This is a genomic window from Rhizobium leguminosarum (genome assembly GCF_010668065.1).
In the GTDB taxonomy this organism is placed as follows: Bacteria; Pseudomonadota; Alphaproteobacteria; order Rhizobiales; family Rhizobiaceae; genus Rhizobium; species Rhizobium leguminosarum_S.
In genome coordinates, this window is record NZ_WUEN01000005.1 from 1 (window position 1) to 14561 (window position 14561).

The window sequence follows — 14561 nt, forward strand, 5'->3', positions numbered from 1 at the left end:
CGTTCCAAACTCGCGCCCAGAACACAAACCAGCAATCGCCAATCCGCTTGAGTTTCACTAGAACGAAAGACTTCGTCGCCAGCAGCGCCGCCGCCCTCGTTCAGTGAGTGGGCTTATAGAACTAACCAACCAAAACAGTCAACACACCCAACCAAAGTTTTTTGACATTTTTGTAACAGGTTGAAAATGAAGGGCTTTTACTGCCTGCCTCCAAAAACGAGCAAATCCACCACCCGATCGGACGGTTTTTGAGATTCGTTTTTGCCGAATCCCGAAGGAAAGGCTTCGGCGAGGGAGATGAGCCTTATATGGGGCGCCTGACGCGGAATTCCAGGGTGCTTGCCTATGCCACGCTTCACTCGCTAGTTTGGCGATGAAGAAAGATCCCGCGGAGTGAAGAATGCTTGTCCTCGATGAAGAACAGACGCGCGCGGCCTTGCCCTGGCCGGAACTGATCGAGGCGATCGCCCGCATGTTCCAGAGCGAATGCGTGATGCCGGTGCGTCATCACCATGAGATGGAGGTGCCGGATGAGGAGAGCGCCACATTGCTCCTGATGCCGGCCTGGGTTCCCGGACGCTATGCCGGGGTAAAGACGGTCTCGGTCTTTCCAGGCAATGTGCGGCGGGGCCTGCCGGCGATCTTCGGAACCTATCTTCTTTCCTCCGGCGCTACCGGGGAAATGCTTGCCGCAATCGACGGCGGCGAATTGACCGCGCGGCGGACGGCTGCAGCATCGGCGCTGGCGGCCCGTCATCTCGCCCGCCACGACGCGGAAGAGCTGCTCGTCTGCGGAACCGGGCGGCTGTCGCTCAACCTGATGCTTGCCCATGGCACGACCCGACCGATCAAGAGGTACCGGGTCTGGGGCCGCAACGGGCAAGCGGCGGAAAAGATTGCAGCCGGAGCCCGGGCGCTCGGCCTGAATGCCGAGGCGGTCACGGATGCTGAAGCCGCAGCGCGGACAGCCGATATCATTTCCTGCGCCACGCTTTCCAGCGCGCCGCTGATATCAGGCGAATGGCTGAAGCCAGGCGCCCATCTCGATCTCGTCGGCGCTTTCAAGCCGAGCATGCGCGAAAGCGACGACGAGGCCATCCGCCGTGCCTCCGTTTATGTCGACACCCGCGCCGGCGCCCTCGCCGAGGCAGGCGACATCGTCCAGCCGCTGAAAAGCGGCGTGCTGAAGGAAGGCGACATCAGGGCTGAGCTTGCGGAACTCGTCAGCGGCGCCCATGGCGGACGAAGCCATGACGCAGAAATCACGCTGTTCAAGTCGGTGGGTGCGGCGTTGGAGGATCTCGCCGGCGCCATCCTTGCCTATGAGACCGTGACGGGCCAAAAGTGACAATCAGTGCATCCTTGCCGGAGCTTCCGGTTTCACATGTCCTGCCGGCCGTCGCTGCCGCGCTGGAAAAGCAAAAACGCGCTGTTCTTTCCGCCCCGCCCGGCGCCGGCAAGACGACGCTGGTGCCACTTTACTTGCTTGGCCAGGCTTGGCGCGGCGACGGCAAGATCATCCTGTTGGAGCCGCGGCGGCTGGCGGCACGGGCAGCGGCAAGCCGGATGGCATCGCTCATCGGCGAACAGGTCGGCGAGACGGTCGGCTACCGCATGCGCCTCGACAACAGGATATCGGCAGCGACACGGATCGAGGTGGTGACCGAAGGGGTTTTCGCCCGGATGATCCTCGACGATCCGGAACTGAACGGCGTCTCGGTGGTGATCTTCGACGAGTTCCACGAGCGTTCGCTGGACGCAGACTTCGGACTCGCTCTGGCACTCGACGTCCAGTCGGCGCTGCGCGAGGATCTGCGCATCCTGGTCATGTCGGCGACCCTCGATGTCGAACGCGTGGCCGGCTTGCTCGACCATCCACCTGTTATCGAAAGCCTGGGGCGCAGCTTTCCGATCGATATCCGTTACCAGGATCGGCCGGGCGGCGAACGTATCGAGGATGCGGTGACGCGGGCAATACTCGATGCCCATGCCAATGAGGCCGGCTCGATCCTCGCCTTCCTGCCCGGCCAGGCGGAAATCACCCGGACCGTCGAACGCCTGCAGGGACGATTCGGAGCCGAAACGCTGATTGCGCCGCTTTACGGCAATCTCAGCCAGAAGGAACAGGATGCGGCGATCCGGCCGGCATCCCAGGGGACGCGCAAGATCGTGCTTGCGACATCGATCGCCGAAACATCGATCACCATCGACGGTGTCAGGATCGTGATCGACAGCGGGCTGCAGCGCCTGCCGGTGTTCGAGGCGTCGACCGGGATCACGCGACTGGAGACGGTGCGCGTGTCGCGGGCTTCCGCCGATCAGCGGGCCGGCCGTGCCGGACGAACGGAACCGGGCATCGCCGTCAGGCTGTGGCACCAGGGACAGACGGCGGCACTGCCGGCCTTCACCCCGCCGCAGATCCTTTCCAGCGATCTCTCGGGACTGGTGCTCGACCTCGCGCATTGGGGCGTTCAAGATCCGGCATCCCTTGCCTTTGTCGATCAGCCGCCGGAAACGACGCTGAGGGAAGCGCGGGTGCTGCTTGGCCAGCTTGGCGCGCTCGACAAGGACGGAGCGCTGACAGCGCGCGGCAAGGTGATGCGCGATCTCGCTTTGCCGCCGCGGCTTGCCGCCATGGTCGTCTCGGCCGGAGAAGCGGGACACGCCCGGAATGCGGCGATGATCGCCGTGCTTCTCACCGAACAGGGGCTTGGCGGAACGAGTGTCGATATCGAGGAGCGGCTGCGACGCTTCAAGGCCGAGCGGGGCGAGAGAGCCGAGGCCTCGCGGCGGCTGGCGGGACGGCTGGCGAGCGGCCTCGACACGGTTGCCTCAGCGGCGCCGGCGCTGGCCGGCCAGCTGCTGCTGCATGCGTTCCCGGATCGAATAGCACTTCAGCGCGGCGGACGCGGGCGGTTCGTGATGGCGAACGGGCGCGGAGCAGAGCTGCCGGAAACCGAGAGGCTGGCCGGCAGCCAGATGCTGGTGATTGCCGACCTGACCGGACGGGCGGCGCAGGCGCGGGTTCTGGCGGCAGCCGAGGTGACACGCGGCGATATCGAAGCCGAGTTGCCCGGTGAGATCAAAACCGGCGACCAGACATTCTTCGACCGGCAGAGCCGGCAAATCCGGGCGCGGCGGGCAACCCGGCTCGGCGCGATCGTCTTCGAAGAGACGCCCTTGCCGCGCCCTTCCGGGGCAGCAGTCACCCAGGCGCTGGTGGAGGGGGTACGCGAGCTGGGGCTCGATCAGCTTTCCTTCTCGAAGGAGGCGGTGCAGTTGCGCGAGCGGATCGGATTCCTCCACAGGACGATCGGCGAGCCTTGGCCCGATGTCAGCGATGATGCCCTGCTTTCCCGGCTCGACGACTGGTTCGCACCCTTCCAGACGGAGGCCCGCGGCCTTTCGGAGATTTCGGCAGCCGGGCTTTCGAACGGACTGATGTCGCTGGTACCGCACGAATTGCAGCGCGACCTTAGCCGGCTTGCGCCGACCCATTTCGAAGCGCCGACCGGCCAAAGGCATCCGATCCAATATGAGGGCGAGGAGCCGGTGCTGACGATCCGCGTGCAGGAGCTGTTTGGACTGAAGCAGCATCCGGCCATTGCCGGTGGCCGCCTGCCGCTGTTGCTCGAACTCACCTCGCCGGCGCACCGGCCGATCCAGACGACACGCGACCTGCCGGGCTTCTGGGCCGGCTCGTGGAGGGATGTACGTGCCGATATGCGCGGGCGCTATCCCCGGCATCCGTGGCCGGAGCGGCCGGAGGATGCGTTGCCAACGACACGGGCAAAACCGCGTGGTACATGAGGCCATTCAAGGAGCCCTCGGCATGATCGACAAGCCTGGCATGATCGACAAGACGGAAGGCTATACGCTGGAGGACCGGCATAACAGCCGCAGGCTGCGCCTGCAGACACTGGTGCGGCTGCGCTGGCTTGCCGTCGGCGGACAGGCGCTGACGGTTTTCATCGTTGCCTTCTGGCTGAAATTTCCCTTACCTTTGGTTGCCAGTTCTTCGCTGATCGCCGCCCTTGCCTGGGTGAATTTCTACCTGACGATCCGTTATCCGCCGACGCATCGGCTGGAACCGCCTGCCGCCTTTGCGCTGCTTGGCTTCGACCTTTTGCAGCTCTGCGCGCTGCTCTTCATCACCGGCGGCCTTGCCAATCCCTTCGCAGCGCTCGTCTGCGTGCCTGTTATCATCTCCTTTGCCTCGCAGCCGATTCGCTACAGCACCGCGCTGATCGGCGTTGCGATGGTCTGCATCACGGTGCTTGCCTTTTCGCCCTTTCCACTCCCCTGGTTCGACGGCGTCGAGATCAACGTGCACAACGTCATGCAGTTCGGTGTCTGGTGCTCGATCGCCTCGACCATGGCATTCGCCGCTTTCTATGCCTATCGGGTCTCGATGGAAGCGAGCCAGCTTGCCGATGCGCTGGCTGCGACCGAACTTGTGCTGCAGCGGGAAAAGCATCTGTCGCAGCTCGACGGGCTGGCGGCGGCGGCCGCCCATGAGCTCGGCACGCCGCTTGCGACGATCAGCGTCGTCGCCAAGGAAATGGAGCGGGAGCTTAAGAATGACGATCGTTTCCGCGAGGACGTGATGCTGCTGCGCAGCCAGAGCGAACGCTGCCGCGACATCCTGCGGCGGCTGACGACGCTTTCCTCCGAAGGCGAGGCGCATATGCGCCGGCTGCCGCTTTCCTCTATGATCGAGGAGATCGTCGCGCCGCACCGGGAATTCGGCATCAGATTGGAGCTCATCGAAAAGAGCCCGCGCAAGGGCGAGCCGGTCACCGACCGCAATGCCGGCATCATGTACGGGCTCGGCAATCTGATCGAAAATGCCGTCGATTATGCGCGAGAGAAAGTGATCGTTACCGTCGAGCACGATCACGACAAAGTGCTGATCGTCATCGAGGACGACGGGAACGGTTATGCGCCCGATATTCTGACGCGGATCGGCGAGCCCTATGTGACGAAGCGGCAGAAAGAAGATACGGCAGGCGGCCTCGGGCTCGGGCTTTTCATCGCCAAAACGCTGCTGGAGCGCTCGGGCGCGTCGCTGGTTTTCGAGAACCGCGATCCGGAAAGTGCGGGCGCGCGTATCCGGATCGAATGGCCGCGCATGCTGATCGACGCAAATTCGACAAAATGACTTTGTCGGCATAAACAGGATATAAGCGGTTGACGCAGATCGGGCGTTCAACCGTCGGGACCGAGACGATGACAGAACAGAATCATGACAATTTCGCCGCGTCGGATGAGGACCATATCGGTCCCGACGCCAGCCTGCTGATCGTCGACGACGACGGGCCGTTCCTGCGCCGCCTGGCGCGGGCGATGGAGACACGCGGCTTCCAGGTGGAGACGGCCGAATCAGTGGCGGAGGGCGTTGCGAAATCGAAAGGCCGGCCGCCGAAATATGCGGTGGTCGACCTTCGGCTCGGCGACGGCAATGGGCTCGACGTCATCGAGGCGATCCGCCAGCGGCGCGACGACACCAGGATCATCGTGCTGACCGGCTATGGCAATATCGCAACGGCGGTCACGGCCGTGAAGCTCGGCGCCGTCGACTACCTCGCAAAGCCTGCGGATGCCGACGACGTGTTTTCGGCGCTGACGCAGCGGCCGGGTGAAAAGGCCGAGCTTCCCGAAAATCCGATGTCGGCCGACCGGGTGCGCTGGGAGCATATCCAGCGGGTCTATGAAATGTGCGAGCGCAATGTTTCCGAGACGGCGCGCCGGCTCAACATGCACCGGCGGACGCTGCAGCGTATCCTTGCCAAACGCGCGCCGAAATAGACGCGCACCTCGCGCCCATTAGACATCATCCACGGTGAACGGTTTTCCGTTCGCCCATTCGGCCATCATCAGCCTTTGCGCGGCGGCACGCGAGAAGTTGAGCGTGACGGATTTGCGCGTGGCCGGCGCCATGCGGTGTTCCGGCGCCTCGCGAATCATATGGGCGCCATAACCATCCGACAGGAACAGTCCGCATTCCTCGGGAAAGATCTCCAACGGCACATCCTGGTGAGTCGCGAAGAACAGGCGGTCGCAATGCAGCCTGTATTCCGGCCATTTGCGATCTACTCTGAAATCTTCGATCGAGGTCTTGATTTCGATGATCCAGACCTCGCCCTTTTCAGAAAGAGTGATCAGATCGGCGCGGCGACCGCTGGCCAGCGGCAGTTCAGGCAGCACGGCGTGGCGCATTTCATGCAGCAATATCTGCGTTCCGCGCCGCACCATCATGGCCCTGTCCGACTGCCGGCCATCGATTAACGGATTGTTATTGTAAACGCTCAAAATCGTCATGGATAACCATCAGAGGGGCTGGCGTGTTGTTGCAAAAAAACCATGCGCTTCTAATTTGCGCGGCAGACGAATTTGTCGCGCTGCAGTAGCCTTGCAAAGCGCAAGTTAATCGAAAATAAACCATAATCAACGATGGTCGAAAGACCGTTCTCCTTGCCCCAAAACTTCAAGAGTCATCCATGCGCATCCGCAATGCATTCCCTGTATTTGGCCTGCTGGCGACATTCGCTCTGGCCGGTTGCTCGACGACCTCACACAGCGCATCCGTCGACGACAAGGGCGCAGGCCCGACGGTCCAGACGGCACAGATCTTCAATGACGCCTATGGCCTGACGAAGGATGCCGGATACTCCCTACCGGCGATCCCGATCGACAGGGTCAAGCCGCAGTTCCGCCGCCAGGTCGTCAGCTACCAGACCACAGAGCGTCCCGGAACGATCATCGTCAACACGCGCGAGCGCTTCCTCTATTACATCCTGGCCAACGGCAAGGCGATGCGTTACGGCATCGGCGTCGGCAAGCAGGGCTTCGCATGGGCCGGCACCGCCTACGTCGCCTGGAAGCAGGAATGGCCGAACTGGCACCCGCCGAAAGAAATGGCCGTCCGCCGGCCTGATCTCGCCAAGTACGTCGAGGACGGCATGGGTCCGGGTCTCAGCAATCCGCTCGGCGCGCGCGCCATGTATCTCTTCAACGAGGACGGCAAGGACACGCTCTTCCGCCTGCACGGCACGCCGGAATGGGCCTCCATCGGCACCGCCGCTTCCTCGGGCTGCATTCGTCTGATGAACCAGGATGTCATCGATCTCTACAGCCGCGTCCGTCCGGGCAAGGGCACGTCCAAGGTCGTCGTCATTCAGTAAGCTAATAATCGAATTCGGTATAAAAAAGGCCGCCGGAACTGTCGTTCGGCGGCCTTTTCGTATTCTCCGTCACGCGGCCTGCTTCGCCTTGAGTTCGCGACGGCGGCGGTGAAGCACCGGCTCGGTATAACCGTTCGGCTGTTCCCTACCCTTGAGGACGAGGTCGAGGGCGGCCTGGAAGGCGATCGAATCATCGAAATTGCCGGCCATCGGCCGGTAGGCGGGATCCGACGCATTCTGCCGGTCGACGACGGCGGCCATGCGCTTCATCGTCTCGACGATCTCAGCATCGGTGACGACCTTGTGATGCAGCCAGTTCGCCATGTGCTGGGCCGAAATGCGCAGCGTCGCGCGATCTTCCATCAGGCCGACATTGTTGATGTCGGGCACCTTCGAGCAGCCGACGCCCTGATCGACCCAGCGCACGACATAGCCGAGGATGCCCTGGGCATTGTTGTCGAGCTCGCGCTGGATCTCCTCCGGCGTCCAGTTCGGCCGCACCGCGACCGGCACGGAGAGGATATCGGAAAGCTTGGCGCGGGCGCGATCCTTCAGCCCCTGCTGAACACGGGCGACATTGACCCGATGATAATGGGTGGCGTGCAGGGTCGCCGCCGTCGGCGATGGCACCCAGGCGGTGTTGGCGCCCGCCTTCGGGTGGGCAATCTTCTGTTCGAGCATTGCCGCCATCAGATCCGGCATCGCCCACATGCCCTTGCCGATCTGGGCATGGCCGGACAAGCCGCATTCGAGGCCGATGTCGACGTTCCAGTTCTCATAGGCGGAAATCCAGGCCGCCTGGCGCATGTCGCCCTTGCGAATCATCGGGCCGGCTTCCATCGAGGTGTGGATCTCGTCGCCGGTGCGATCAAGGAAGCCGGTATTGATGAAGACGACGCGCTCGCGGGCGGCACGGATGCATTCCTTGAGGTTGACGGTCGTGCGGCGCTCCTCATCCATGATGCCCATCTTGATGGTGTTGCGCGGTAAGCCAAGCGCATCTTCGACCCGCGAGAAGATTTCGACGGCGAAGGCTACCTCTTCCGGCCCATGCATCTTCGGCTTGACCACATACATGGAGCCGGTGCGGGAATTCTTCCGCCGGCCGGAGGGGCCGATATCGTAAAGCGCGATCAGGCCGGTGATCGCAGCATCCATGATTCCCTCGGGCACTTCGTTGCCGTCGCGGTCGAGGATCGCCGGGTTGGTCATGAGGTGGCCGACATTGCGCACCAGCATCAGCGAGCGCCGGTGCACCTCGAAGGCGGTACCATCCGGGCCAGCATATTGCAGATCCGGGTTGAGCGTGCGGATGAAGCTCGTTCCGCCCTTTGCCACCTCTTCCTGCAGGTCGCCCTTCATCAGGCCGAGCCAGTTGCGATAGACGACGACCTTGTCCTCGGCATCGACGGCGGCAATCGAATCCTCGCAGTCCATGATCGTCGTGATTGCCGATTCCAGCCAGACATCGGAAATATGAGCCGGATCGGCTTTCCCGATTGTCGTCGCCGCATCGATGACGATTTCAATGTGAATGCCGTTGTTCTTCAGGAGAATATGCGTCGGAGCAGCGGCATCGCCGCGATAGCCCGCAAAATGCTTGCCGTCCGTCAGCATGGCCTGCTCGCCATCTATCGATCTGACGACCAGCGCTCCATCCTTGACGGCGAAGCTTCCGACGTCCTTCCAGCGGCAATCCTGCAGCGGCGCTGATGTATCGAGGAAATCGCGCACCCAGGCGATGACCTTCTCGCCGCGCTTCGGATTGTAGCCCTTAGCCTTCTCGGCGCCATCGCTCTCGGGAATGGCGTCCGTACCGTAAAGCGCATCATAGAGCGAGCCCCAGCGGGCATTGGCGGCGTTCAAGGCGTAACGGGCGTTCATGACGGGAACGACGAGCTGCGGACCGGCGATCGAGGCGATCTCCGGATCGACATTTTCGGTCGAAACCTGGAAGTCCGATCCCTCAGGCAGGAGATAGCCGATTTGACGGAGGAAGGACTGGTATTCGTCCATATCCGCCGGGGCACCATGCCGGCGGTACCAGTCGTCGATCTTTACCTGCAGCTCGTCGCGTTTTGCCAGCAGCGCACGATTTTTCGGGGCGAGATCGTGGACGATCGCCGAAAAATCGGCAAAGAACACGTTCGCATCGACCGCCAGACCCGGCAGCACTTCCTTGACGAGGAAATCATGAAGGACGGTTTCGACGGCAAGACCGTTCTTATCAACGCGGCTCATGCGACATTCTCCCTGGCAACGACTTTTGAATGCTGCCACTTTGCCCGGCTTTCATTCACAGTCAATTCTGCAATAATTCGAAAGATTTATGCCTTCGTGGAAATTATGCGCGGCATCACGCGCATCGGCAGTCCGTTCTGCGGCTGCGTCGTCAGCTTCTGCACCGGCCAGGGATTGGTCTGATCGGTGGAATCGAAGCGATAACGATGCATCAGGACAGCAAGGGCGATCACTGCCTCCTGAAGCGCAAATGTTGCACCGATGCAGACACGCGGGCCGGCGCCGAAAGGCAGGAACTGGAAGCGGCCGATAGAGCCGCGATTTTCCGGCAGGAAGCGTTCGGGCATATAGGCGCGCGGCCTGTCCCAGTGAAGTTCGTGGCGATGCAACGTCCAGGGCATGATCAGCACCGTGACGCCGGCCTCAAGCTCGACCCGCTCGCCCTTGGTGCTTGTCCAGGAATCATCTGATATGGCGGCGCGATTGATCGATGGCGCTGGCGGATAAAGGCGCAAAGCCTCCTCGAAGGCGGCGCGCGTCTGCGGCATCATATCCAACCATTTCACAGGTTCGGCCCCGGTGGCGAGCACTGCGTCGATTTCTTCTTCCATCGCCTCGCGGATATGCGGGCTGTTCGATACGCAATACAGCGTCCAGGCCAATGCCCGGGCTGTGGTTTCATGCCCCGCGCCGATGAAGGTCAGAATATTGTCTTCGATCTCTTCTTTGGTCAGCCCCTCGGGACCGGCCTGCTCCAGGAGCAGGGTCAGGAAATCCTCGGGCGCTGTGCTGCGATTCGCTTTCATCTTTGCGAGCCGCATATCCATCGTGTTGCGCACGATGGCACGGAATTTCTCCAGCACCTTCTGGCCGCCGATGCGTGTCACACGTGGAACCCAGGACGGAGCGCGCATCAGATCCATCGGATCGACCCGGCCCATGCGATGCAGGAGTTCATTGACGTCGTCGGCGAAATGGCCGCTCGATGTGACGATTTCGCCTGAAAATAATGTGTCAGCCAGAATTGCGAAGGTCAGCTCGGTCATATCGGTGCTGATATCGGAAATTGCGCCTGCCTCGCCTGCGCCCTCATATTTGCGGGCATAATCTTCGGATTGGCGCAGCATCTGCCCGGCAAAGCCTTGGGCATGGCGGGGAGTGAAAATAGGCGCCACCGCCTTGCGCGATCTTTTCCAGACAGGACCTTCGGCGGTCAGAAGGCCGTCGCGGAGGATCGGACGCAGGACGAGTTGGCGCACATCCGACATGCGGTAATTATTGGCATTGTCGACCAGCACGTGCTTGATCAGGCCGGGATCATTGACGATCAGCGTCCTCTGGCCGAAGAAATTGGTGCGGATCCAGGGCAGCGTGTAGGATGGCTCGCCCCAGAGTTCGAGCGGATTGCGCAGGATGATGCGAATGATTTCCAGCCGGCTCGGCGGCACGGTACGCGGCAGCGGTGCTGGCGGGACGAAGGGGTCCGGACGCATGTCCATCGTAAAAGCCTTTCGGGGAAGATCTAGGCCTTCCCGGCAAGCTTGAAGCTAGAGCAGGCCCTTGAGTTCGTCCAGCTTGTCGTTGATCAGCCAGCCGTAATAATTCTCTTCCGGCCAGACGGTCGCACCGGCGCCGCGGTTCTTCGCAGCAAGTGCTGCGGCGCGCTGGCGCGAATTGCCGACATTATAGAGCGTCGCCGTCAGGCCGGGATTGCCCGAGATATCCATGCCGGCGATCTCCTTGTAATCGTCGATCGACCTGCGGATCGAGGCCGCGACGAAGGCGAGCGAGATATCGGGATCCATGATGGCCCTGTAGACGGCGCCGGCACTCTTCTCGTTCAGCTTCGGATAGCCGGACACGCGGGTCACGAGATCGGAGAGCATCAGCGCGGTCAGCGGATTGACCTGGCCGAGGCCGAAGGTCTGGCCGGCATAGAAGGGCTGGAAGAAGACCGCGCTGAAACGGTTGTTGGGAAAGCTCGTGCCACCCACCGTCTTGCCGCGGAAATCGGTTTCCCAGACATCTTCGCGGCAGGACCAGAGCGTGTAGGAATCGCTCTTGCCCTTGCATTCGGAAAATTGCGGCCGCGCCACGAATTCGTCGACGCTTTCGCCATCATAGGAGAAGCGGAAGCTTTCTCCGGCGTAGGAGGCAGCCTTGACATAATAGGCCTGCAGCCGGTCGTAGGCATCGACATTATAGGTGTGTTCGCCGACGATCGCGCCGACGACATGGATGGGATTGATGCCGTAAGCGCTGGAAATCTTGCGGATCTTGCTCATCAGCTCGCGATCGGTCGCCAGAAGCTCATGAACCTTTTCGTATTTCAGATCGAAGCTGCTCTTGGTGCCCTTGGTCCGCCGGATGGAAGCGCCCGGAATATCGGGCTGCTCGGCATGACGATTGCCCGCCGGCACCGTCTGCATTGCGAAGGCAGGCGCCGAATTCACCAGGGCAACGGCAATCATAAGGCTTGTCAAAAGGCGTCGCACGATCCGTTATCCCGTCCGTTCCATCGTCCTGTTTGTGATGCGGCTGCCTGGACCAGAATCTTGGCCGAATAAAGCCGAGCGAAAACAAAACGGGCCTTCACTACAGCGCCGCGCGTCTTTGTCAGACGCGCAAAGGACGCTGTAGGACTTTGAATTGCTGCATAATTTTATCCCTAAATCGATTCCGATTTAGGGAATTATGCAGTAGAAAGTAAAAGGCCCGTTGTCGAGAGTCGCGTTCGCCACAATCCGTCATTCATGCCGGGAAAGACATGAAGCGGTGCGCCGATATCACAGAATGAAGCGCGAGAGATCGGTATTCTGTGCGAGATCGCCGACATGTTCGCGCACATAGGCGGCATCGATCGTCACGGCCGTCCCGCCCCGATCCGGCGCGTTGTAGGAAATGTCGTCCAGCACCCGCTCCATCACCGTCTGCAGACGGCGTGCGCCGATGTTCTCGACGGAGGAGTTCAGATGCACGGCGACATCGGCAAGCGCGTCGATCGCGTCGTCGGTGAATTCGAGGCTCAGGCTTTCCGTCTCCATCAGAGCGCGGTACTGGCGGATGAGGCTTGCTTCCGTCTCTGTCAGGATCCGGCGGAAATCATCCTTGTTCAGCGGACGCAATTCGACACGGATCGGCAGGCGGCCCTGAAGTTCCGGCAGAAGATCCGAAGGCTTGGAGACATGGAAGGCGCCGGAGGCGATGAACAGGATATGGTCGGTCTTCACAGGCCCGTATTTGGTCGAAACCGTCGTGCCTTCGACGAGCGGCAAGAGGTCGCGCTGCACGCCTTCGCGCGAAACGCCGGCGCCCATGCCGCCGTCGCGGGCTGCAATCTTGTCGATTTCGTCAAGAAAGACGATACCGTCATTCTCGGTGGAGCGAACGGCTTCACGCTGGATCACTTCGTTGTCGATCAACTTGTCGGATTCGTCGCGGATCAGGTCACTATACGAGGCCTTGACTGTGGTGCGGACCTTCTTGGTGCGGCCGCCCATCGCCTTACCGAACATTTCCGACAGGTTCAGCACGCCGATATTGGCACCCGGCATGCCGGGAATTTCGAAGCCACCCATGCCAGAACCGGCATCGGCCACCTCGATATCGATTTCCTTGTCGTCAAGTTCGCCGTCCCGGAGCTTCTTGCGGAAGTTTTCGCGCGTGGCAGGCGATGCTGTCGTGCCGACCAGCGCATCGAGAACGCGCTCCTCGGCGCTCACATGCGCCTTGGCCTGCACTTCGGCCCGCTTCTTCTCGCGCACCAGGCCGATGCCGACCTCGACGAGGTCGCGGATGATCTGCTCGACATCGCGGCCGACATAGCCGACTTCGGTGAACTTTGTGGCTTCCACCTTGATGAAAGGTGCGCCGGCGAGCTTTGCCAGACGGCGGGAGATTTCCGTCTTGCCGACACCGGTCGGGCCGATCATCAGGATATTCTTCGGCATGACTTCGTCGCGCAGGCTCGGATCGAGCTGCTGGCGGCGCCAGCGATTGCGCAGCGCAATCGCAACGGCGCGCTTGGCGTCATGCTGGCCGATGATATAGCGATCGAGCTCGGAAACGATCTCGCGGGGGGAAAAAGTGGTCATTGCGTATCATTCTCCTGGCGGTCCAGGGCCATCAACAGCGCCCGGCCGTAATTAGTCGTTGTTTCGCCAAGTCCTTGAAAGCCCGCCTTGGTATAGGCTCTGATTGCGAATGCATTGTCAGGATGCAGATCGACCAGGATCCGCTGCGCGCCCTTTGCGAAGAGCATATCGCAGAACCCTATCATAAAGGCCGGTCCATGACCCTTGCCCGCGAGTTCCTCGATGCCGATGAACTGATCGATGCCGTAGGTGCCCTTCGGCTGACCGGCGAGCGCTTCATCGTCCACGCCGTCGAGATCGGCCGCCTGGATAAAAGCAAAGTCCTTTCCATTCAGCGTGACGATGAAGCACGAGACGGAGGCCGCATCGATATGCTTTTCCATCGAAGCCAGAGCCTTGGCCGGATCGCTCCACCAGCGCCTGACATGCCGGCTTTCCAACCATATGGCGAGGAGCGGCAGGTCAACCGCGGCAAGCGGCCGGAAGGCATAGGGTTCAGCCTTCGGCATCCAGCGATTCCACCACGACATTGTGGTTCGTGTAGACGCAGATGTCGGCGGCGATATCGAGAGCACGGCGAGCGATCTCCTCGGCCGATTTGTCGGTATCCATGAGTGCGAGGGCGGCGGCGAGGGCAAAATTGCCGCCGGAACCGATCGCCGTCGTGCCGTGCTCCGGTTCCAGAACGTCGCCATTGCCGGTGATCGCCAGCGTGATCGACTTGTCGGCGACGAGCATCATGGCTTCGAGATTGCGCAGGTACTTGTCGGTGCGCCAGTCCTTGGCGAGCTCGACGGCAGCGCGCATCAGCTGACCGGGATATTGCTCCAGCTTCTTTTCAAGCCTTTCTAGCAGGGTGAAGGCATCGGCGGTGGCGCCGGCGAAACCGGCGACGACTTCGCCCTTGCCGATACGGCGCACCTTGCGGGCATTGCCCTTCATAACGGTCTGGCCGAGGCTCACCTGGCCGTCGCCCGCCATCACCACCTTGCCGCCTTTTCGAACTGTAATGATTGTTGTCATAAAACACCTGTCTGCCGGG

12 protein-coding genes are annotated in these 14561 nt (G+C 61.5%); 5 read left to right on the forward strand and 7 right to left on the reverse strand.

Annotated elements, in window-relative coordinates:
- Window positions 1-400: 400 nt before the first annotated feature.
- From GR198_RS15360 to GR198_RS15375, 4 genes are all read left to right on the forward strand, one after another.
- Window positions 401-1348: an ornithine cyclodeaminase family protein gene (locus tag GR198_RS15360; RefSeq protein WP_164025981.1), complete on the forward strand. Its 948-nt coding sequence runs from the start codon at window positions 401-403 to the stop codon at window positions 1346-1348.
- Window positions 1345-3810, forward strand: a complete 2466-nt coding sequence (hrpB, locus tag GR198_RS15365; RefSeq protein ID WP_164069209.1) for an ATP-dependent helicase HrpB — start codon at window positions 1345-1347, stop codon at window positions 3808-3810. Before GR198_RS15360 ends, hrpB begins: the two co-directional genes overlap by 4 nt.
- 22 nt (window positions 3811-3832) lie before the next feature.
- A complete protein-coding gene (locus tag GR198_RS15370; protein ID WP_029874578.1) occupies window positions 3833-5161 on the forward strand; it encodes an ActS/PrrB/RegB family redox-sensitive histidine kinase in 1329 nt (442 codons plus the stop codon).
- A gap of 68 nt (window positions 5162-5229) precedes the next feature.
- Window positions 5230-5808: an ActR/PrrA/RegA family redox response regulator transcription factor gene (locus GR198_RS15375; protein WP_025396545.1), complete on the forward strand. Its 579-nt coding sequence runs from the start codon at window positions 5230-5232 to the stop codon at window positions 5806-5808.
- Window positions 5809-5826: 18 nt separating this feature from the next.
- Here GR198_RS15375 and GR198_RS15380 read toward each other — a convergent pair whose 3' ends face one another.
- Complete coding sequence (locus GR198_RS15380; protein ID WP_012759589.1) at window positions 5827-6321, reverse strand: MmcB family DNA repair protein; 495 nt, start codon at window positions 6319-6321, stop codon at window positions 5827-5829.
- A gap of 179 nt (window positions 6322-6500) precedes the next feature.
- Here GR198_RS15380 and GR198_RS15385 point away from each other — a divergent pair, with 179 nt between their 5' ends.
- Window positions 6501-7184, forward strand: coding sequence for a L,D-transpeptidase (locus GR198_RS15385; RefSeq protein ID WP_029874579.1), 684 nt, complete (start codon window positions 6501-6503; stop codon window positions 7182-7184).
- A 69-nt stretch (window positions 7185-7253) separates the two neighbouring features.
- Here the strand turns inward: GR198_RS15385 and GR198_RS15390 are convergent, their stop codons facing one another.
- The 6 genes from GR198_RS15390 to hslV form a co-directional block, all read right to left on the reverse strand.
- The gene (locus tag GR198_RS15390) at window positions 7254-9425 is read right to left on the reverse strand and encodes a malate synthase G (RefSeq protein ID WP_164069210.1); all 2172 of its coding nucleotides are present in this window, start codon (window positions 9423-9425) and stop codon (window positions 7254-7256) included.
- Between the two features lie 86 nt (window positions 9426-9511).
- Window positions 9512-10924 (reverse strand): cytochrome P450, encoded by a 1413-nt coding sequence (locus tag GR198_RS15395; RefSeq protein ID WP_029874581.1) that lies wholly within the window; start codon window positions 10922-10924, stop codon window positions 9512-9514.
- 48 nt (window positions 10925-10972) lie between these two features.
- The gene (locus GR198_RS15400) at window positions 10973-11920 is read right to left on the reverse strand and encodes a DUF1402 family protein (protein ID WP_027667943.1); all 948 of its coding nucleotides are present in this window, start codon (window positions 11918-11920) and stop codon (window positions 10973-10975) included.
- 291 nt (window positions 11921-12211) lie between these two features.
- Complete coding sequence (hslU, locus tag GR198_RS15405) at window positions 12212-13519, reverse strand: ATP-dependent protease ATPase subunit HslU (RefSeq protein ID WP_011649875.1); 1308 nt, start codon at window positions 13517-13519, stop codon at window positions 12212-12214.
- The gene (locus GR198_RS15410) at window positions 13516-14028 is read right to left on the reverse strand and encodes a GNAT family N-acetyltransferase (RefSeq protein WP_029874583.1); all 513 of its coding nucleotides are present in this window, start codon (window positions 14026-14028) and stop codon (window positions 13516-13518) included. Before GR198_RS15410 ends, hslU begins: the two co-directional genes overlap by 4 nt.
- Window positions 14015-14542: an ATP-dependent protease subunit HslV gene (hslV, locus tag GR198_RS15415; RefSeq protein WP_017962666.1), complete on the reverse strand. Its 528-nt coding sequence runs from the start codon at window positions 14540-14542 to the stop codon at window positions 14015-14017. Before hslV ends, GR198_RS15410 begins: the two co-directional genes overlap by 14 nt.
- Between the last annotated feature and the right edge of the window lie 19 nt (window positions 14543-14561).

Coding starts and splice junctions, on each gene's coding strand:
- GR198_RS15395 (WP_029874581.1), bottom strand. CDS start 10,924: ATGGACATGCGTCCGGACCCCTTCGTCCCGCCAGCACCGCTGCCGCGT.
- GR198_RS15375 (WP_025396545.1), top strand. CDS start 5,230: ATGACAGAACAGAATCATGACAATTTCGCCGCGTCGGATGAGGACCAT.
- GR198_RS15390 (WP_164069210.1), bottom strand. CDS start 9,425: ATGAGCCGCGTTGATAAGAACGGTCTTGCCGTCGAAACCGTCCTTCAT.
- hslU (WP_011649875.1), bottom strand. CDS start 13,519: ATGACCACTTTTTCCCCCCGCGAGATCGTTTCCGAGCTCGATCGCTAT.
- GR198_RS15380 (WP_012759589.1), bottom strand. CDS start 6,321: ATGACGATTTTGAGCGTTTACAATAACAATCCGTTAATCGATGGCCGG.
- GR198_RS15385 (WP_029874579.1), top strand. CDS start 6,501: ATGCGCATCCGCAATGCATTCCCTGTATTTGGCCTGCTGGCGACATTC.
- GR198_RS15410 (WP_029874583.1), bottom strand. CDS start 14,028: ATGCCGAAGGCTGAACCCTATGCCTTCCGGCCGCTTGCCGCGGTTGAC.
- GR198_RS15360 (WP_164025981.1), top strand. CDS start 401: ATGCTTGTCCTCGATGAAGAACAGACGCGCGCGGCCTTGCCCTGGCCG.
- GR198_RS15370 (WP_029874578.1), top strand. CDS start 3,833: ATGATCGACAAGCCTGGCATGATCGACAAGACGGAAGGCTATACGCTG.
- hslV (WP_017962666.1), bottom strand. CDS start 14,542: ATGACAACAATCATTACAGTTCGAAAAGGCGGCAAGGTGGTGATGGCG.